General features: G+C 65.6%; 17 protein-coding genes. 10 read left to right on the top strand and 7 right to left on the bottom strand.

All coding sequences use genetic code 11. The annotated features are described in order from the left end of the window. Positions 1-978, top strand: a complete 978-nt coding sequence (locus AABQ55_RS23335) for an ABC transporter permease (RefSeq protein WP_272807795.1) — start codon at positions 1-3, stop codon at positions 976-978. Positions 979-1,004: 26 nt separating this feature from the next. Continuing rightward, entirely contained in the window at positions 1,005-2,219 is a 1,215-nt protein-coding gene (locus tag AABQ55_RS23330; RefSeq protein ID WP_272807796.1) for an SfnB family sulfur acquisition oxidoreductase, read from the top strand. 155 nt (positions 2,220-2,374) lie between these two features. Here the strand turns inward: AABQ55_RS23330 and AABQ55_RS23325 are convergent, their stop codons facing one another. After that, positions 2,375-3,586 carry an acyl-CoA dehydrogenase family protein gene (locus AABQ55_RS23325; protein ID WP_272807797.1) on the bottom strand — a complete coding sequence of 404 codons (1,212 nt, stop codon included), beginning with the start codon at positions 3,584-3,586 and terminating at the stop codon, positions 2,375-2,377. 251 nt (positions 3,587-3,837) lie between these two features. Between AABQ55_RS23325 and AABQ55_RS23320 the strand changes: the two genes are divergently transcribed. The 4 genes from AABQ55_RS23320 (at position 3,838) to AABQ55_RS23305 (ending at position 8,311) form a co-directional block, all read left to right on the top strand. After that, positions 3,838-5,250, top strand: coding sequence for an LLM class flavin-dependent oxidoreductase (locus AABQ55_RS23320; protein ID WP_272807798.1), 1,413 nt, complete (start codon positions 3,838-3,840; stop codon positions 5,248-5,250). A 37-nt stretch (positions 5,251-5,287) separates the two neighbouring features. Then, positions 5,288-6,748: an FAD/NAD(P)-binding protein gene (locus tag AABQ55_RS23315; protein ID WP_272807799.1), complete on the top strand. Its 1,461-nt coding sequence runs from the start codon at positions 5,288-5,290 to the stop codon at positions 6,746-6,748. Between the two features lie 46 nt (positions 6,749-6,794). After that, complete coding sequence (locus AABQ55_RS23310; RefSeq protein WP_272807800.1) at positions 6,795-7,106, top strand: hypothetical protein; 312 nt, start codon at positions 6,795-6,797, stop codon at positions 7,104-7,106. A 269-nt stretch (positions 7,107-7,375) separates the two neighbouring features. Then, positions 7,376-8,311, top strand: coding sequence for an IS110 family transposase (locus AABQ55_RS23305; protein ID WP_272804495.1), 936 nt, complete (start codon positions 7,376-7,378; stop codon positions 8,309-8,311). Positions 8,312-8,325: 14 nt separating this feature from the next. On the opposite strand, the gene AABQ55_RS23300 is transcribed toward AABQ55_RS23305, so the two are convergent. After that, the gene (locus AABQ55_RS23300) at positions 8,326-8,988 is read right to left on the bottom strand and encodes a TetR/AcrR family transcriptional regulator (protein ID WP_272807801.1); all 663 of its coding nucleotides are present in this window, start codon (positions 8,986-8,988) and stop codon (positions 8,326-8,328) included. Between the two features lie 117 nt (positions 8,989-9,105). Here AABQ55_RS23300 and AABQ55_RS23295 point away from each other — a divergent pair, with 117 nt between their 5' ends. Both AABQ55_RS23295 and AABQ55_RS23290 read left to right on the top strand, forming a co-directional pair. Continuing rightward, positions 9,106-10,326, top strand: a complete 1,221-nt coding sequence (locus AABQ55_RS23295) for an efflux RND transporter periplasmic adaptor subunit (protein WP_272807802.1) — start codon at positions 9,106-9,108, stop codon at positions 10,324-10,326. Between the two features lie 23 nt (positions 10,327-10,349). After that, on the top strand, positions 10,350-13,445 hold the full coding sequence (locus AABQ55_RS23290; protein WP_272808143.1) for an efflux RND transporter permease subunit: 3,096 nt from the start codon (positions 10,350-10,352) through the stop codon (positions 13,443-13,445). A gap of 56 nt (positions 13,446-13,501) precedes the next feature. Here AABQ55_RS23290 and AABQ55_RS23285 read toward each other — a convergent pair whose 3' ends face one another. From AABQ55_RS23285 to ehuB, 5 genes are all read right to left on the bottom strand, one after another. Continuing rightward, positions 13,502-14,197, bottom strand: coding sequence for a GntR family transcriptional regulator (locus AABQ55_RS23285; RefSeq protein ID WP_272807803.1), 696 nt, complete (start codon positions 14,195-14,197; stop codon positions 13,502-13,504). After that, on the bottom strand, positions 14,197-14,976 hold the full coding sequence (gene ehuA / locus AABQ55_RS23280) for an ectoine/hydroxyectoine ABC transporter ATP-binding protein EhuA (RefSeq protein WP_272807804.1): 780 nt from the start codon (positions 14,974-14,976) through the stop codon (positions 14,197-14,199). The genes AABQ55_RS23285 and ehuA overlap by 1 nt, the downstream gene beginning before the upstream one ends. Continuing rightward, positions 14,973-15,626 (bottom strand): ectoine/hydroxyectoine ABC transporter permease subunit EhuD, encoded by a 654-nt coding sequence (gene ehuD, locus AABQ55_RS23275; RefSeq protein ID WP_338341919.1) that lies wholly within the window; start codon positions 15,624-15,626, stop codon positions 14,973-14,975. The genes ehuA and ehuD overlap by 4 nt, the downstream gene beginning before the upstream one ends. Then, the gene (ehuC, locus tag AABQ55_RS23270) at positions 15,626-16,354 is read right to left on the bottom strand and encodes an ectoine/hydroxyectoine ABC transporter permease subunit EhuC (RefSeq protein ID WP_272807806.1); all 729 of its coding nucleotides are present in this window, start codon (positions 16,352-16,354) and stop codon (positions 15,626-15,628) included. Before ehuC ends, ehuD begins: the two co-directional genes overlap by 1 nt. A 61-nt stretch (positions 16,355-16,415) precedes the next feature. Beyond that, positions 16,416-17,246: an ectoine/hydroxyectoine ABC transporter substrate-binding protein EhuB gene (ehuB, locus tag AABQ55_RS23265; RefSeq protein WP_288084798.1), complete on the bottom strand. Its 831-nt coding sequence runs from the start codon at positions 17,244-17,246 to the stop codon at positions 16,416-16,418. A 223-nt stretch (positions 17,247-17,469) separates the two neighbouring features. On the opposite strand from ehuB, the gene AABQ55_RS23260 reads away from it, so the two are divergent. Together AABQ55_RS23260 and AABQ55_RS23255 are read left to right on the top strand one after the other, a co-directional pair. Further along, a complete protein-coding gene (locus AABQ55_RS23260; RefSeq protein WP_272807808.1) occupies positions 17,470-18,651 on the top strand; it encodes a M24 family metallopeptidase in 1,182 nt (393 codons plus the stop codon). 33 nt (positions 18,652-18,684) lie between these two features. Beyond that, positions 18,685-19,833 (top strand): M24 family metallopeptidase, encoded by a 1,149-nt coding sequence (locus AABQ55_RS23255; protein ID WP_272807809.1) that lies wholly within the window; start codon positions 18,685-18,687, stop codon positions 19,831-19,833. The last annotated feature ends 7 nt before the right edge of the window (positions 19,834-19,840 follow it).

The following is a 19,840-nucleotide window of genomic DNA, read 5'->3' as shown; positions in this document are numbered from 1 at the left end:
ATGGCGACGACCGCTCTCTCCTCCTTCACCCGCGGCGTCGCCCGCTATGCGCTGGTCGCGGCGCTCGCCGCCGTCTTCGCCCTCTTCGCAGCGCTCGCGCCGGGCTTCCTCTCGGGTGCGAACCTCCTCAGCGTGCTTGTGAACAATTTCGCCCTGCTCGCCATCGTCGCCATCGCCATGACCTTCGCCGTCTCGGCGGGCGGCATCGATCTCTCGGTCGGCACGGCTGTCGATTTCGCGAGCTTCGCCTTCGTTTCCCTCGTGCTCGCCGGACAGCCGATTGCGCTTGCCGCCCTCGGCGGGCTTGCCGGCGGAGCGCTTGTCGGCGTCTTCAATGCCGTGCTCATCGCCGGTATCGGCATCTCGCCCTTTCTCGCCACGCTCGGCACGCTCTTCGTCGGCCGCAGCGCGCAGCAATTGCTCACGAATGGCGGCAATCCGGTCTACCTGCCGCCGGCCGGCGTGCCGGAAGCCTTCCGTTTCCTCGGCCATGGCACGGTCGCCGGCATTCCCGTGCCGCTCCTCGTCACCGCGCTCGTCGTCGCCGGTGCCTGGCTCGTGCTCTCGCGCACCCGCTTCGGCCGGGTGACGCTCGCCATCGGCATCCAGGCGAGCGTCGTGCGTTATTCGGGCCTCCGCCTGTCGCGCGTCACCGCCCTGACCTATGTGCTCGTCTCGACGATTGCCGCCGTGGTCGGGCTCATCCTCACCTCGACGGTCACGGTCTACATTCCGTCCTCGGGCAACGCGTTCCTCCTGAACGCCATCGGCGCGACCTTCATCGGCACCACGTTCGACCCGCACGGCCGGCCGAACGTGCCGGGCACCGTGCTTGGCGTGCTGCTGCTCGGTATCGTCGCCAATGGCCTCCTGCTGTCGGGCCTCAATTTCTACTGGCAGCAGGTCGGCACCGGCCTGCTCATCTTCTCCGTCCTCGCCATCGGCTTCGCCAATCGCAAGGCGGCTGCCCGGGCCTGAATCCGGATATCTCGAAAGGATTTCTCATGAGCAGCGTCACCCGGCTCGCCAACCCCCAGGACACCGCCCATCGCATCGCCAGCGAGGACGAGGCGCTTGCCGTTGCCCGCACGCTTGCCGGCGAATTCGCCGGCGGCGCGAGCCGGCGGGATTACGAGCGGGCGCTGCCGTACGAGGAGCTGGACCGGCTTTCCGCCTCCGGCCTCCTCTCCATCACCGTTCCCGCCGAATATGGCGGCATCGACGTCTCCAATGCGGTGCTCGCCGAGGTCACGGCGATCCTCTCCGAGGCCGACAGCTCGATCGGCCAGATCCCGCAGAACCATTTCTACATTCTCGAGGCGCTCCGCCACGACGGCAGCGAGGCGCAGAAGCGCTTCTACTTCAGCCGGGCTCTCGCCGGCGACCGCTTCGGCAACGCCCTTTCCGAGGTCGGCACCAAGACGGTCGGTGACTACAACACGCGGATTACGCCCGATGGCGCGGGTTTCCGCATCAACGGGCGGAAGTTCTATTCGACGGGTGTGCTCTTCGCCCACTGGGTGGCGATCTTCGCGCTCGACGACGAGGACCGCCTCACCATGTCGTTTGCCCCGCGCGAGACGGAAGGCATCGAGATCGTCGATGACTGGGACGGCTTCGGCCAGCGCACGACGGGCAGCGGCACGACGATCTTGCGCGACGTCTACGTGCCGGCCGAGGCCGTCGTGCCGCACCAGAAGGGGTTCGAGCGCCCCGGCACGATCGGCTCGGTCGGCCAGATCATCCATGCCGGCGTCGATCTCGGTATCGCCCGCGCGGCGCTGAAGGAGACGATCGGCTACGTGCGCGACACCGCGCGGCCCTGGACGGACAGCGGTGTCGAGCGCGCCGCGGACGATCCGCTGACCATCGCCCGCATCGGCGAGCTCGCCATCCGCGTCGAGGCGGCCGAGGCGACGCTGGAGCGGGCCGGGCGCAAGGTCGACCAGGCGCAGGTCAACCTCAATGCGGAGAATGCCGTGGCCGCGACGCTGGCGGTGGCCGCCGCCAAGGTGCTGACGACGGAGCTCGCCATCGACGCGACCAACGTGCTCTTCGAGCTGGCCGGCACGTCCGCCACCAGGCGCGGCCTGAACCTCGAACGCCATTGGCGCAATGCCCGCACCCATACGCTGCACGATCCGGTGCGCTGGAAGTACCACGTCGTCGGCAACTATCACCTCAACGGCGTCACGCCGCCGAAGAACGGCGCGCTCTGAAATCCAACCCTCGTGGTGGGGGTGGTCACCTGGCCGCAATCCTTCGGGGTTGCGGTCTTTTTTTGCCCGAGGACGGCGAAGCTTGCAGGAAGGGTGCCTGCCAAAAAACAGAAAGCGGCCGTCGGCCGCCTTCGTTTCGTCTGCCGATCCTCGCCTCAGCTATAGAGGCTCGGCTCCGGCACGCGGCCGTTGAGGGCAAAGTCGCCGACTTCGCGGGCCTTGTAGAAGACCGGGTCGTGCAGCGTGTGGGTACGCACGTTCCTCCAGTAGCGGTCGAAACGGTGGTGCGATGCCGTCGAGCGGGCGCCGGTCAGCTCGAAGATGCGCGAAGTGACGTCGAGCGCCACATGGGTGGCGTTGACCTTTGCGGCGTAGGCCTCGATCGCCGCTTCGCCGCGTTCGCGTGCGGTGACGCCCCGGCCGCGCGCAAGCGACGACTGGACGACGGCGGCGGCCGCATCGGCAAGCGCGGCGGATGCCTTCAGCGCTGCGCGGAACTCGCCGATGCGTTCCAGGATATACGGATCCTCGCTCGCCTTTTCGAGGCCGGACGTGACCCAGGGGCGCGTCGTGGTGCGCACATAGTCGGTGGCTGCCGCCAGCGCGCCTTCCGCCGTGCCGAGGTAGAAGTTGACGAAGACGAGCTGGATCAGCGGCGTGTTGAACGTCGCCTGCACGGGCGGGGCGTCATCCTTCCTCGCAAGCGGCAGCAGGAAGTCGCTTTCGTAGACCGGGAAATCCCGGAATTCCACGCTGCCGCTGTCGGAGAGCCGCTGGCCGATATTGTCCCAGTCGTCATTGGCGATGTAGCCGGGCCGGTCGGTCGGCAGCACGATATTGGCGATCTCGTCGTCGAAGGCCGCATTGGCATTGATGCGGTCGGAGACATGCGCGCCGGTCGAGAACGTCTTGCGGCCGTTGAGCAGGTAGTGGTCGCCGCTGCGGGTCAGCGTGAGGCCGGGATCGCGCGGGTTGACGGCGGCGCCCCAGTAGAGCCTCTTTGCGACCGTCTCGACGCCGAGGTCCCAGGCCTTGTCCGGGTCGTCGGCCGCCCAGTGGACGTACTGGCTGTTGACGAAATGATAGCCGAGCAACTGGCCGATCGAGCTTTCGCCGCGCGCGAGGATGCGCACGAGCCGCAGCCCGTCCACCCAGTCGAGACCGCCGCCGCCGATCTCGACCGGGTGCAGCGCGGTCAGGAGGCCCTCCGTCTTCAGCCGCTCGATTTCCGCGAACGGCGGCTTGCCGTCGGCATCGAGCTGCGCCCCGCGGCGGGCAAGGTCGGCGGAAATCTCCTCGGCCTTCGCGAAGAGGCGGGCCCGATCGTCCTGAAGGTCGGACTCCTTGACAAGGTGTAGGGCGGTCATGGTCGGTCTCCTGCTCTCCGGCCGATCCCGGGCAGGTCGCCGCGGTCGGAGTGGGTGAAAGGGTGCGCACGGTTTTCCGCCGCTCTGCGCATCTTCCCAGAGTCCCCGGACGGCAGCCAGAAAAGCCGTTTCCGAAATTAATACATATAAAAGATAGAATTTCTGTATTTAATGGAAGAAGGCGCTATCTTCGCCCCGGCCAATGCCGCCAGGCATTCTCGATAGCCTGGCCCGATACCCTGGAGAGACCGATGGCACGCCATATCCGCTTCAACGCCTTCGACATGAACTGCGTGGGCCACCAGTCCCCCGGCCTGTGGGCGCATCCGCGCGACAGGTCCTGGAAATACAAGGACCTGGACTATTGGCAGGATCTCGCCCGCACGCTGGAACGCGGCGTCTTCGACGGCATCTTCATCGCCGACGTCATCGGCTACTACGATGTCTACAAGGGCTCGAACTACCACGCCATCCACCAGGCCGCGCAGATTCCGGTGAACGATCCGCTGCAACTTGCAGCCCCCATCGCGCTCGCCACCGAGCATCTCGGCATCGGCATCACGGCGTCCACCTCCTTCGAGCATCCCTATACCTTCGCCCGCCGCCTCGCGACGGCCGACCATCATTCCAAGGGCCGCGTCGGCTGGAACATCGTCACCTCCTATCTGGAGAGCGGCGCGAAGAATGTCGGGCAGGGCGGCCTTCGCCGGCACGACAACCGCTACGAGGTCGCCGCCGAATATGTGGAAGTGCTCTACAAGCTGCTGGAAGGCTCCTGGGAGGAGGGTGCGGTGGTGCGCGACGGCGACAGGCGCATCTTCACCCATCCCGAAAAGGTCCACGAGATCGGCCACAAGGGCAAGTATTTCGAGGTGCCGGGTTACGGCCTCACCGAGCCCTCGCCGCAGCGCACGCCGGTTCTCTACCAGGCCGGCGCCTCCGGGCCGGGCAAGGCGTTCGCCGCCGCGCACGCCGAGTGCATCTTCGTCGCCGCGCCGACGAAGTCGGTTCTCAAGGCCTATGTCGCCGATATCCGCCAGCGCATCGCCGCTGCCGGCCGCGACCCCAGAAAGGTCTATATCTACACGCTCGTCACCATCATCACCGACGAGACCGAGGAGAAGGCGCAGAAGAAATTCGAGGACTACAAGAGCTACGTTTCCTATGACGGCTCGCTGACCTTCATGTCCGGCTGGAGCGGCATCGATTTCGGCCAGTATGCGCCGACGGATGTGGTGGAGAAGATCGAGACCAACGCCATCCACTCCTTCGTCGAGCACATTGCCGGCGGCGACAAGTCGTGGACCATCGACGAGCTTGCCCGGTTCGGCGGCATCGGCGGCATGGGACCGGTCTTCGTCGGCTCTCCGGAGCGCATTGCCGACATCCTTCAGGAATGGGTGGCCGATACGGATGTCGACGGCTTCAACCTCGCCTATGCGGTGACCCCCGACAGCTTCGAGGATGTCGTCGCCCATATCGTGCCGGAGCTGCAGAAGCGCGGCGCCTACCCGACGGCCTACAGGGAGGGTACCTTGCGGGAGAAGCTGTTCGGCGAGGGACCATACCTGCCGAAAACCCATCCGGCCGACGGCTACAGGGATATCGAGGCCGTGAAGCGGCGCGACGCCGAGCTCCCGGCGCTGAAATCGGTCGGCGCGTGACGCGGTGATGCCGCTGCGTGGCGCGGAGGTGAAACGGATGCCGGCAAGGCCAGTCGTGGCGATCATCGGGGGCGGCTTCACCGGTGCCGCCTGCGCCTATCATCTCGTGCGGCGGCTTCCCGTCGGCGCCGCGAGGATCGTCGTCTTCGAGCCCCGGGCGATGCTCGGGGGCGGCCTTGCCTATGATACGGACGAGGCGACGCACCGCATCAATGTGCCCGCGACGCGCATGTCGCTCCTTCCCGACGACGGCGATCATTTCCAGCGCTGGCTCGTCCGCAGCGGGACCCTTGCGGACGATCCGGAGGCCATCACGCCGGAGGGACACGCCTTCGCGCGCCGTTCCGCCTTCGGCCGTTATGTTTCCGGCAACCTTGCCCCCTTGGTCGCGAGCGGAGCGATCGAGCATCGCCGCAGCCGCGTCCGTGCGGTGACGGCGGCGCGCTCGGGGCGCTGGCATGTCGAGGCCGGGGACGGCCCGGCGCTGGAGGCCGATATCGTGGTCGCCGCGACGACGCATCCAAGCCCGCAGCCGCCCGCAACCCTCCACCGCGCCCTTTCCGGCCGCGCCGGCTACATTCCGGATGCCACGGTGCCCGGCGCCCTCTCCGGCATCGCCCCGGACGACCGGGTGCTGGTCGTGGGCACGGGGCTCACCGCAGCGGACGTCATCGCGACACTCGATGCCGCGGGGCATCGCGGCAGGATCACGGCCGTCTCGCGCCGCGGCCTTCGCTCGCGCGGGCATAACCTTTCCGCTCAAGAGCCCTTCGGCGAGTTTGCCGATCCGCCATCCCGCACGGCGCGGGCCTTGCTGCGGCGGATCCGGGAGGGCCTTGTCCAGGCCGATGCTGCGGGGCTCAGCTGGCATGCGGTTTTCGACCGGGTTCGCGGCCAGGGCGGCGATATCTGGCGCTCTCTGCCAGTCGCCGAGCGCCGGCGCGTCGCACGCTTCCTGCGACCCTACTGGGACGTGCACCGTTTCCGTATCGCGCCCCAGGTGGAGGCGGTCATCGACCGGCGCCTGGCCGCTGGCACGCTTTCCTTTCATGCTGCGGCCATCGCCGGTGTGACCTGCCCCGCAGAGGGCGGGATTGCCGTGGATTTTCGCCCGCGCCATGGGCGGGAGCCGTTCCAGGAAACGTATGGCAGCCTGATCGTGACGACAGGCCCGGGGCATGCGTCGGTGCTTTCAAGCCAGCCATTCCTCGCGGGTCTCGCCACCGCGGGCGAGTTGCAACCGGATGCCGTCGGTCTTGGCATCGCGGTCGACGAGCGAAGCCGCGCCATCGGAACCGATGGGCAGGCGCTGAATAGCCTCTACATCGCTGGCCCGTTGGCCCGCGGCACGTTCGGCGAGTTGATGGGCCTGCCCCAGGTGACGGATCATGCGGTCTTCGTGGCGGAAGACATCGTGCGCCAGATGAACGCCACAGGGACCTGGGTAGAGAAGGCGGGACGCGGAGGTACAAAACGCGCGCTGAGAGTACCTCAATAGGTTCCAGCTACGCTCCGGCCTATCGAAAGCGATCTGGTGGATAGACATGGTCGGAGCAGTCTCCTCGACGACATCGGCAACCGTGACACTCACGTCCTCGTCCGGCGGCACCAGCCTTTCCGCGCTTCAAGCGCAGCTCTCGGCCAAGGAGAGCGAGCTTGCCGAAGCGATGGACGAGGAGGCCCAGGCCGAACTCAAGGAAGCGATCGCCAGCCTCAAGGGCGAGATCGCTGCGCTGAAGGCGAAGGAGGCGGGTTCGGCGCAGCGGCAGACCGCCGAGAGTGAAAGCACCTCGCGCATCGGCACGCGCAATTTCGAGGATGGCGATCCCTTTGGCGAGCGGGAAATATACGTCTGAGCAGGTTCAATTGTCTTTGCGCGTTTCGGATGCAGAGCCGCGTCGCACTTTTTCTGGAAATGCTTGTCTTATGACTTTCGCTGCCGAATGGGCGAAGAAGGGTCCGCTGTGAGAGGGTAGCCGCCCTCCCTCAGCGGCGAGGGTCGGATCGTTGAAATGCAGACCGTTTGACGGGTCGAGCTAGAGTTTGATCGCCCTCGTCTTTCTCTTGAGGCCTGAACGGATACCCGCAGCTCGGCTGCGGACGACAAGCACAGGACAAGCGAAAGATGACAAAGGATACCATCGGGGTCGACATCTCGAAAGACCATCTCGACGCCTACAGGACGAGCGACGGCAAAAGCCGGCGTTTTGCCAACGACACCGCCGGCCATCGGGCCTTCCTGGACTGGCTGAGCCAGCCCGACGCGCACATCGTCTACGAGCCGACCGGTCCCTATCACCGGGCCTTCGAGAGAAGGCTGGCGGATGTGGGCTGTGCGCTGGTCAAGGTCAACCCACGCCAGGCAAGGCGGTTCGCCGAAGCCACGGGAAAGCTCGCCAAGACCGACCGGCTCGACGCTGCCATGCTGGCGCGCATGGGTGCTGTACTCGACCTCGACGCGCGGCCGGTGCGTCGTCCGGTCCTCAACGATCTCAAGGACCTGCACATGGCCCGCGAGGCGCTGGTGAAGAACCGCACGGCCGCCAGGAACAGGGCCAAGACGCTGACCCTTGCCATCCTCAAGCGTCACAACGCGGAGCAGCTCAGGCAGATCGGACGCCAGATCGCCGCCATCGAGAGCGAGATCATGGCGATCGTCAAGGCCGATCCGGACCTCGCCGGCCGCTTCGACATCCTCGTCTCGATCCCGGGCGTCTCGACCATAACCGCCTTCGCCCTGATCATCGACATGCCCGAGCTCGGAATGCTCGAAAACGGCGCGGCCGCCTCTCTCGCCGGCCTCGCCCCCGTCGCACGCCAGTCCGGCAACCGGGCCGCACGCGCCTTCATCCGCGGCGGCCGCGCCAACGTCCGCCAGGCGCTCTACATGCCGGCCCTCGTCGCCATGCGCTTCAATCCGGAACTCAGGGCAAAGTACCACCAGCTCAAAGCGGGCGGCAAAGCCTCGAAGCTCGCAATAACAGCCATCATGCGAAAGCTCATCGTGCTGGCAAACGCCCTGCTCAAGGACCGTCGGAAATGGACAAAATCATTTCCTTGACCAAAACGGATACTCTAGATAGCGGGCGATTTTCCGGTGCCGTGGACGAAGATGCGGATGCAGCGCCGCATGTAGTCCTTGCGTGCGTCGAAGCCCGGCCATTCGGCGCCCGTGCCCGTCTTCGTGACGACGGCGCCGAACATCATGTCCATGAGGATCGTCGCGGCGCTCGTCGTGTCGTCGACGAAGAGCCTTCCGGCCCGCTTTTCCCCTTCCATCCATTCGGCAAGCAGCGCATGGGCCCGCTGGCCGCCGAGCCTCTTCATCATCTCGCCGACTTCTGGATAGCGCGCGGCTTCCACGATGGTGAGGTTGAGGAAGGCCGCGCGCGCGCTATCCTCTTCCGCGCTGATATCGATCTGGAAGATGCGTTCGAGGGCGTCCGAGAGGCTCAGGCCCGCATAGTCGCCGGGAAGCGCAAGCATGCTGGTGCGGTGCTGCTCGATGATCGCGGCGAGCAGATCGGTCTTGGAGGGGAAGAGTTCGTAGAGCGTGCGCTTGGAGATATGGCAGTGGGCGGCAACCTCGCTCATCGTCGTCCTGCCGTAGCCTTCGGCCAGGAACAGCTTGCGCGTCGCCTCGACGATCTTGGCCCTCTGTTCGGCCGGCGTCGCGAGTCTGGGGCGGCCGCGTTTCCGGCGCTTGGCCGGGAGAGTTGTGGCGGTTGTTTCGGTCATGGAGGTTATCCAGAGGCGGGCCATTGACAATGTCGGTATCCGGATATTAATGGTACTGATGAGTTTTGTAAATATGGCAAGCGTGCGGCATGATCCGCCGCTCCGAAGAAAAGGTGCATGATGCGCGAGAAAATCCTGCGGATCGGCCTCGTTGCCGCCGGCCTGTTCCTGGCCGCCTGCTCGGACCAGAGCGGTGGAAATGCTCCGCCCGGCGCAGGGGCCTTGCCCGCGGCCGAGGTGGGCTTCGTGGTGCTGAAGGCGCAGTCCGTTCCGCGTTATACCCAGCTCTCCGGCCGCGTGGTGGCGCACGCCACGGCGGAGATCCGCCCGCAGATCGACGGCATCATCGAGAGCATCGACTTTCGCGAGGGCCGGCAGGTGAAGGCCGGTGACATCCTCTTCAAGGTGCGCGATGCGAAGTTCAGCGCGGCCTATGCGGCGGCGGCGGCCACGCTGTCGCGCGCCGAGGCGACGCAGCAGTCGGCGCAGTCGGCTTTCGACCGGAACCAGCGGCTGCAATCGCAGAGCGCCGTGAGCCAGCAGGCGCTGGACGAGGCGACGGCAGCGCTGCTGCAGGCGAAGGCGGATGTGGAATCGGCCAAGGCCAGCCTTGAGACGGCGCGCATCGATCTCGACAACACCACGATCAAGGCGCCGATATCGGGCATCATCGGCACGGCCGGCGTCAGCGCCGGCTCGCTGGTCACGCAGAACCAGACGGATGCGCTGGCGACGATCCGCCAGATCGATCCGGTCAATGTCGACCTCGTCGATACCAGCGCCAACCTTTTGCGGATCCGGCAGGATGTCGAGGCGGGGCGCCTCGGCCGCGACGGCGCGGGGGCGCCGAGCGTCAGGCTGACGCTCGAGAACGGCGAGGACTACAAGACCATCGGCACGATCTCGCTGGCGACGGTCAATGTCAGCGAGAGCACGGGCACCTTCACCCTGCGCGCAAGCTTCCCCAATCCGGAGCGCATCCTGCTGCCGGGCATGTTCGTGCGCGCCTCCGTCGATCTCGGCACCATGCCGAACGCCTTCCTCGTCCCGCAGCGCGCCGTCCAGCGCAGCGGCACGGGCGATCCCATCGCCTATGTCGTCTCGGCCGACAGCAAGGTGGAGCAGCGCAAGCTTGCGACCGAGGGCACGAGCGGCAACAACTGGATCGTGACCGACGGCCTGAAGGACGGCGAGCGCCTGATCGTCGATGGCTTCCAGAAGATTTCCGCCGGCGCTGCCGTGACGGCCGTGGAAGCGACGATCGATGAGGACGGCGTGGTCAAGCAGTCCCTCGCCAGCCCCGCCGGTGCGGGCGAAGCGTCGGAGGCCGCCCAATGACCGAAGCCTTCCGGCGCAATGCCCTGGCGAGCTTCTTCATCGCCCGCCCCGTCTTTGCCATCGTGCTCGCGATCGCCACGCTGCTTTCCGGCGTCATGGGCATCTACTCGCTGTCGATCTCGCAATATCCCGATGTCGCGCCCGTCACGGTCCGTATCGGCGCGACCTATTCCGGTGCCACGGCGGAAGCGGTCGAGAACTCGGTCACGACGAAGATCGAGGGCGCGATGACCGGCCTCGATGGCCTGCTCTACATGGAATCCACGTCGAACACCGGCTCGGCCTCCATCTCGCTCACCTTCGCCAGCGGCACGGATCCGGAACTGGCGCAGGTCGAGGTGCAGAACAAGCTGTCGCGCGTCGAATCCCAGCTTCCCGAGGCCGTGCAGGACGCCGGCGTCTCCGTCTCCCGCTCGCCCTCCGGCATCCTGATGATCGGCAACATCATCTCGCGCGACGGCCGCTACACCTCCTCGGAGCTTTCCGACATCATGTCGAGCAGCATCGAGGAGCGCATCGAACGGCTCGACGGCGTCGGTTCCGTGCAGGCCTTCGGCAGCGGCTATGCCATGCGCATCTGGCTCGATCCCGATCAGATGCAGAAGTACCAGCTGGTTCCCTCCGACGTCACCACGGCCATTCAGGCGCAGAATGCGCAGGTCGCCGCCGGCTCCATCGGCGCGACGCCCGTCGTGCGCGGCCAGCAGCTGAAGGCGAGCATCGTCGCGCAGACGCAGATGACCTCGGCCGACGAGTTCAAGAAGATCATCCTCAAGACGGCGACGGACGGTTCCGTCGTGCGCCTCGGCGATGTCGCGCGCGTCGAGATCGGGCTTGAAAGCTACGGCCAGAGCTCGACCTTCAACGACATGCCTGCCGCCGGCTTCGGCGTGCAGCTGGCGAGCGGCGCGAATGCCATCACGACGGCCGAGGCCGTGCATGCCGAACTCGACAGCCTCGCCGGTTCGCTGCCCGAGGGCGTCGAGATCGCCTATTCCTACGAAACGACGCCCTTCGTCGAACTGTCCATCGAGAAGGTCGTGGAGACGCTGATCGAGGCGATCGTGCTGGTCTTCCTCGTGCTTCTGCTCTTCCTGCAGAACCTGCGCGCGACGATCATTCCGATGATCGCCGTGCCCGTCGTGCTGCTCGGAACGTTCGGCGTGCTTGCGGCGCTCGGCTATTCCATCAACATGCTGACCATGTTCGCCATGGTGCTCGCCATCGGTCTTCTCGTCGACGATGCGATCGTCGTGGTAGAGAATGTCGAGCGCGTCATGTCGGAGGAGGGGCTCTCCGCCCGCGAGGCGACGGAGAAGTCGATGGGCGAGATCACCGGCGCGCTCGTCGGCGTCGCGCTCGTCCTCACCGCCGTCTTCATTCCCATGGCCTTCTTCTCGGGCTCGGTCGGCGTCATCTACCGGCAGTTCTCCGTCACCATCGCCAGCGCCATGCTGCTCTCCGTCCTCGTCGCGGTCATCCTGACGCCGGCGCTCTGCGCCATGCTGCTGAAGCCCACGCATGGCGGGCTGGCGGCGCGCATCTTCGGTGGCTTCAACCGTGGTTTCGAGAAGACGACGCGCGGTTATGTGAGCGCCGTCGGCGGCATGCTTGTGCGGCCGCTGCGCATGCTCGTGCTCTTCGCCGCGCTCCTCGGCGGCGCCTGGTGGGTCTATACGCAGCTGCCGACCTCCTTCCTGCCGGAAGAGGACCAGGGCGTTCTGATGACGCAGATCACCCTGCCGGCCGGCGCCAATGCCGCCCGCACGCAGGCCGTCATCGACATGGTCGAGAACTATTTCCTCACGGAGGAGAAGGACGCCGTGCAGAGCGTCTTCATGACGCTCGGCTTCGGCTTCGGCGGCAGCGGCGAAAACGCCGCCATGGCCTTCGTGCGTCTCAAGGATTTCGACGCGCGCACGGATACGTCGCTCTCGGCTTCCGCTATCTCGCAGCGCGCCTCGGCGCATTTCCGCAAGATCCGCGACGCGGAGGTCTTCGTGCTGGCGCCGCCCGCCATCCAGGGGCTGGGGCAGAGCAACGGCTTTTCCATGTATCTGGAAGACACCGGCAACCGCGGCCGCGACGCGCTGACGGCGGCCAGCAACCTGCTTGCCGACCTCGCCCAGCAGGACGACACGGTCGGCAATGTACGCGGCAATACCCGCACCTTGGAAAGCCAGCTGAAGATCGAGATCGACCAGGAGAAGGCAGGTGCGCTCGGCGTCGATCTCAGCGGCATCAACGGGCTGATCTCCACGGCCTTTGCCGGCAGCAACGTCAACGACTTCGTCTATAACGGCGAGATCAAGCCCGTCTATGTGCAGGCGGACGCGCCCTTCCGCATGCAGCCGGAGGACGTCAACCGCTGGTACGCGCGCAATGGCGATGGCGAGATGGTGCCGTTCTCCGCCTTCGCGACGACGACATGGATCCAGGGCTCGCCCTCGCTCGCCCGCTTCAACGGCACGGCGGCCATCTCCATGAACGGTGCGGCACAGGCCGGCGCCAGCTCCGGCGATGCGATGGACCGCATGGAGGCGCTCGTCGCCGGTCTCGACGGCGGCTACAGCGCGGCCTGGTCCGGCCTGTCCTACCAGGAGCGGCTTGCCGGTTCGCAGGAGGCGATGCTCTACGCCGTCTCCCTGCTCGTCGTCTTCCTCTGCCTTGCCGCGCTCTACGAAAGCTGGTCCATCCCGCTTTCCGTCATCCTTGCGGTGCCGGTCGGCGTGCTTGGCGCGCTCGTCGCCGCCTGGATATTCGGTCAATCGAACGATGTCTATTTCAAGGTCGGCCTGCTGACGACGATCGGCCTTACCGCCAAGAACGCCATCCTGATCGTCGAATTCGCCAAGGACCTGCGCGATCAGGGCAAAAGCGTCGTCGACGCCGTGCTGGAGGCTGCCCGCATGCGCCTCAGGCCGATCGTCATGACCTCGCTCGCCTTCATCCTCGGCGTCCTGCCGCTCGCCTTCGCGACGGGGGCAAGCTCGGCCGCGCAGAACGCCATCGGCATCGGCGTGATGGGCGGCATGATCGCAGCGACCGTGCTCGGTGTCTTCTTCGTGCCGCTGCTCTTCGTGATCGTGGCCGGAAGGGGCAGGCCGAGGGCTGCGTAGACGCGTTTGCCGCATCCGTCGAGCGGGGCCGTCAGCTCTTGCCCGTCGATGTCAAATCATCTCGCATAATTCTTGATGCGATTGTAGCTCATCGAGAGATGGGCCCGGCGGATGTAGCCGATGGCTTCCCAATCCCCGATCTCGGCGGCGTTCAAGACGGCCTGCATTTCCTCGCGAAATGCCCGGTATTCCTCGACAAGCCCGAGCTTGGGCATCATCTTCAGGACGACGCGGACGATCTTGAGATACAGCCGTTCATTGACCTCGCGCAGCGCCGCATTGCCGGTGAATGCCGATATCTCCCAGTAGAAGTCCATGTTGAGGCGCAGGAAGGCGCGCTGGGACGGTTCCTGCATCTCGTCGTCGCAGCGCTTGATGAGCGCGCGGATCCTGTCGAGATCGTCCGGGGTACGCGGGAGCGGATCGAGCTTGCCGACCAGTTCGGCAAGCTCCAGCCGGAGACGGTAGATCTGGAAGATCTCGTCGAGATCGGGATCCGTGACGATCGTGCCGACCCCGTGCACGGAGGCGACGAGCCCTTCCGCTTCCAGCCGTGCAAGGACGCGACGGACGGGGGTCCGGCTCGTATCGAACTGCTTTGCCAGCTCCTCCTCCGAAAGCCGGGTGCCCGGTGCATATTCCAGAAGGCAGATCTGGTCGCGGATCGTGTTGTAGATGCGGTCGAAACGCTCTTTCGCGCCGACGAGAGGGGCGGATTGCTCCTTTGCACCGGAATTGTCGGTCTGTGCCATCAACCAGCTTCCAGGACAGCGTTCAGGAATTGCCGCGTCCGCTCGTTCTGCGGGTTGCCGAAGATCTGCGCGGGCGGTCCCTGTTCGCATATTTTCCCCTGATAGAAAAAGCAAACCCTATCGGAGAATTCCTTGGCGAACCCCATCTGGTGGGTCACCATGAGCATCGTCAGATCGTGCTCGGCGCCGATCCTGCGGATGACCTGAAGCACCTCGCCCACGAGCTCCGGGTCGAGCGCGGAGGTGACCTCGTCGAAAAGCATGATCTTTGGCCGCATGGCCAGGGCCCGGGCGATCGCCACGCGCTGCTGCTGGCCTCCGGAAAGCTGGCCCGGATAGTGATCCTTCTTGGCCGACAGGCCGACCATGTCGAGCAGCTCGGCGGCGCGCTCCTCCGCTTCCTTCCTTCCCATTCCAAGGACGGTGATCGGCGCCTCTATGCAGTTGCCGAGGGCGGTCATGTGCGGGAAGAGGTTGAAGGACTGGAACACCATGCCGATCTTCGCGCGGATACGGCGGATATGCTTCGCATCCGCGGGCACCAGCCGTCCGTTCTTAGGCATGTGGGTCATCGGCTCGCCATCGACCCACAGCGTGCCGCCATTGATGCTTTCCAGCGTCATCAGCATGCGCAGCACGGTCGTCTTGCCGGATCCGGACGGGCCGATGATCGAGACCTTCTCGCCGCGCGCGACGTCGAGGTTGAGATTGTCGAGAACGGTGAAGGCGCCGTAACGCTTGGACACGTTCTCATAGCGGACCATGGGCATTTCGGTCATCCGTATCTCCTTGAAAGCCAGCCGTCCAAGACGCGGACCAGTCCCGCGGACAGGAGGCTCATCACCAGAAAGAAAAGCCCGACGAGCGTCACCGGTTCGGTGTAGCGGAAGGTCTCCGAGCCGATGATCTTGGCGCGTTGCATGAGCTCGACGACGGCGATCGCCGAAAGCAGGGGTGTCTCCTTGAACAGCGCTATCAGATAGTTGCCGAGCGCCGGCACCACCGGCGGCAGCGCCTGCGGCAGGATGATGTCCTTGAAGGTGGTCCAGGGGGAGAGGTTGAGCGCGATCGATGCCTCCCACTGGCCGCGGGGAACGTTCTCGAAGCCGGCCCTGTAGACCTCCGAGCAATAGGCCGCGTAGTGCAGGCCGATCGCGAGCACGCCCGCCGTGAAGGCATCCAACACGATGCCGACCTTGGGCAAAACGAAGAACAGGAAGAAGATCTGAATGAGGAGCGGCGTCGAGCGGACGAGCTCGACCAGGATCGCGACGACAAGGCCCGCCGCCGGGGAGGAGAGCCGTATCGATGCCAGGGCGAGGCCGAGGAGCGCCGCAATGACGAAGCCGATCGCCGTCGCCTGGACGGTGATGACCGCGGCCCGTGCCAGCACGGGCAGGATGTCGATGGTGAAGGCCCAGTCCCACATCACGAGGCCTTTCCGTGCAGCACGCCCTTGGCCGCCCATCCCTCGGTGAAGCGCATGCAGATCGTGATCGTCAGCGAGATCGCGAGATAGAGGAGCAGGACGAGGGTGAAGATCGGTACGGTCTGCAGCGTTGCCTGGTTCATCTGCTGTGCCTTGAAGGTGAGATCGGCGAGCGTGATCAGGGAGACGAGCGAGGTCGACTTGACGAGCTCGATGAAAAGATTGCCCCAGGGCGGGATCATCGCCACGAAAGCCTGCGGCAGGATGATGCGCCGGAGCATTTGCGCCCGCGTCATGTTCAGCGCCGTGGAGGCTTCCCACTGGCCTTTCGGGACGGCCCGGATGGCGCCGCGCACGACCTCGGCACCGTAGGCACCGATGTTCAGCCCGAGCGCCAGCACGGCGACGGGAAACGCATCCATGAAGAGCCCGAACTGCGGCAACACGAAATACAGCCAGAAGAGCTGCACGAGCGCGGACGTGCCGCGGAATATCTCGATATAGGTCACCGCCAGCCATCGCAACGGCAGCGGGCCATAGAGCTTGGCGAGCGCTGCCGTCAGCGCCATGACGACGGCCAGCAAGGCGCCGAGAACGGCGATCTGGACCGTTAGCCAGGCACCTTGGAGCAGGCCGGGCACGAAGACCTTGAAACCGTCCTGGAAGGACAGGATGACGATGGCCGTCAGGGTAGCCGCCAGCATGGCGGCGAGCACGCGTATCCACATCGGAAATCCCCGTCATAGGCGAAGACGCGGACGGCCTGGTATTGCCGCCCGCGCGACAAGCTTAATCGCCTTGGCAGAGTTCGGCGGTCGTCTTGTTCGGAAGGTAATCCTTGCCGAAGCCGAGGGGCTCGACAAGGGCGAGATGCTCCGGCGAGCCGAGGAAGGCAGCCAGTTCCTTGTTGAAGGCCTCCTGCAGGTCCGTGTCTTCCTTGCGGAAGCCGAACCCGCCGTGACCCTTGACCGACTTGCCGGCGACTTCGCCGAAGGGCGTGGTCGATTCCACGCCTTCCGCCTTCTTCGCCATGTCCGCGATGGAAAGGGCGGTCAGCGCCGCGCCGTCGGCGCGGCCCGACTGGACGGCGGCAACGAGGCTCGACTGGTCCGGCAAGGTCACGATCTGCTCCTCGGCAACGCCGGCATCCCTCGCATAGCCCGCCTCGACGGCGCCGGCCATCACGGCGAGCTTGAGATCCTTGTTGTCGGCGAAGCTGGAATAATCGGCGATCTTCTTGGCATTGCCGGCCGGCACCAGCATGGCCTGGCCGATGCCGTATGACGGCTCCGAGAAGCCGATCTCGGCGCAGCGTTTCGGGTTGATGAACATGCCGGCGGCGATGATGTCGAAACGTCCGGCCTTGAGGCCGGGGATCAGCGAGCCGAATTCGGTCAGCACGCCGTCGACCTCCGGAATGCCCATTTTTGCGAGCACCGCCTTGGCGACCTCGGGCGCTTCGCCCGTCAGCTTGCCGTCGGGCGTGGCGAAACCGAAGGGGGCTTCGTTGGCAAAGCCGATGCGGATGTAGCCTGCGGCCTTCGCCTTTTCGAGGGTGGTCTCGGCGAGCGAGGGGCCTGCGACCGAGGCGGCGGCAAATGCCAGCACGGCGGCTTTCATGGCATTTCGGCGAGAGAAGAGAAATCGAGACATGGGTTCCCCTTGTGTTTTTGTCAGGAGTCTCAAAGAGCGGCGCCCGTGGCCGAGCACCTAAAGATGTATACGTCTTGTTGATAAAATTTGCAAGGTTTCGGATAAATAAAAAGTTTTCAGGCGATATATTGCGCGGACTGAGAATTGATGTACACATCTTGTCATCGTTGGTTCAGTGTTGGAGGGCGGGATGTCGCGACAGCAGATCTTCACGGGCGAGGAATATTCGCGCCGGCTGCGGGAGGTGAAGCACCGTATGGCCGCCGCCGGGCTGGACCTCGTCGTCTGCCAGGATCCGGCCAACATGAACTGGCTGACCGGCTATGACGGCTGGTCGTTCTACGTGCCGCAATGCGTGCTCGTGCATTTGGACGAGGATCTGCCGATCTGGTTCGGCCGTGCCCAGGATCGCAAGAGCGCGCTCATGACGACCGGCTTGCCGGAGGCAAACGTCGTCGCCTTTTCCGAACATCTCGTTCAGAACCCGGACGGGCATTCCTATGACGAACTGGCCGATCTCATCCGCTCGCGCGGATGGGCGGGCGCCCGCATCGGGGTCGAGATGGACGCGCACTACTATACGGCGCGCTGCCACGCACACCTCGCCGCCGGCCTGCCGGACGCGGCTTTCTCCAACAATCGCGACCTCGTGAACTGGGCCAGGCTCGTGAAGTCCGAGCCGGAGCTCACGCTGATGCGCCAGGCGGGCCGGATCTGCACGCATGCCATGAGCCGCGCCGTCGAGCGCATGCGACCCGGCGTGCCGCAGAACGCGGTGATCGCGGAACTGTATCACGCCCAGATCATGGGGGTGGACGGCATGGGCGGCGATTACGCGGCCATCTGCCCGCTGATGCCGGTCGGGGAGGGGACGGCGACGCCCCATCTGACGTGGAGCGACGACCCACTGCCGGACAGCGGACTTGCGATCCTCGAGATCGCCGGTGTCCGCTCCCGCTACCATGTCGCGCTGACGCGGACCGTCCATTTCGGCAAGCCGCCGCAACGTTACCAGGACATTGCCAGGGTGATCGTGGATGCCGTCGATGCCGGGCTCGAAAAGGCGCGGTCCGGCAATGTGGCGGAGGAGGTGGAGGCGGCATGGCAGGCGGAGTTGCGCCGCAACGGCCTGAAGAAGGAAAGCCGCGTCGGATATCCCATCGGGCTTGCCTATCCGCCGGATTGGGGCGAGCGCACCGCCAGCCTGCGCCCCGGCGACAGGACCGAGCTTGCACCCGGCATGTGCTTCCACATGATGGCCGGCGTCTGGCTTGAGGACTTCGGCCTGGCGATATCCGAATCCTTCGTCGTAACCGACACGGGCGGCGAGAAGCTCTGCGCCGCGCCCCGGCAGCTCATCGTCGTCGACTGACAGAAAACCCCGAAAATTCACGAGGCATGAACTATGGATGGCAATCCCTTCAGCGCAGAGGAGATCGCGCGGCGGCTCGATATCGTGCGGCATGAGATCGCCGTTTGCGGGCTCGACGCCGCCGTCTTCGCATCGCCGGAAAACGTCTTCTATCTGACGGGCCTCGATCACTGGGGCTATTTCGCGCCGCATCTGTTGATCGTGCCCGTCGAAGGCCGGCCGGTGCTCGTCACACGGGCGATGGAGCGCGTGACGATCGAGAACCATGTCCGATCCGCCGAGTTCCGCGGCCATTCCGACAGCGAAACCGCCGCCGATCTCGCCGCGCGCATCCTTGCCGAGCGGGGGCTTTCGTCACGGCGGCTCGGGCTGGAATTCTGGACCGCGGGCCTCAGCCACGGCCTTGCCCGGCGGCTGGAGGCGCTGGTGGAGGCCGAATGGACGGACGTCTCCAACCTCGTCGACCGGTTGCGGCTGGTGAAGAGCCTCGAAGAACAGGCGCTCATGCGCAAGGCGGCCGCGATCACCGACATCGCCGCGCAGGCCGCGATCGACGCCGTCCATGACGGCGCGGCGGAGCGTGACGTCGCGGCCGAATGCCTCGCGGCGATGACGCGCGCAGGCGGCCATGTCCCCGGCTTCGGCCCGTTCATCCGGCCGTTCTCGCGGCTCGGCGAAGAGCACACGACGTGGGGTTCGGCACGGTATCGCAAGGGCGAGCCGGTGTTCATCGAGCTGTCCGGCTGCGTTTCGCGCTATCACGCCCCGCTCGGCAGGCTGGTGCGCCTTGGCGGGATCAGCGATGCAGATGCGCGCATGGCGGAGATTGCCGCCGAGGCCTTCCGCGCGGTGGTCGATGCGCTGAGGCCCGGCGCGCATGCCCGCGACGTCTATGCCGCCTGGCAGAGCGTTGCCGATGAACGGGGGCTTTCGCACTATCGCCGGCATCATTGCGGCTATTGCGTCGGCATCGGCCAGCCCCCGTCCTGGACCGGCGGGAATTCCGTCACCGGCCTTCGGCACGATTCCGATCTCGCGATCCGCACCGGCATGAGCTTCCACATCCTCTCCTGGCTGATGGGCACCGGCCGGGGCGACGATTTCATTTCCAACACCGTGTTGCTGACGGACGACGGTCCGGAAGTCCTGACACGCACACCAATGGGGCCGATCCTTCGGTGAATTCGTG

It is taken from the genome of Shinella sp. WSD5-1 (genome assembly GCF_963942435.1).
Taxonomy (GTDB): Bacteria; Pseudomonadota; Alphaproteobacteria; order Rhizobiales; family Rhizobiaceae; genus Shinella; species Shinella yambaruensis.
Note: the sequence above shows the minus strand (reverse complement) of the source record. Positions and strands in the feature narration are given on the sequence as shown.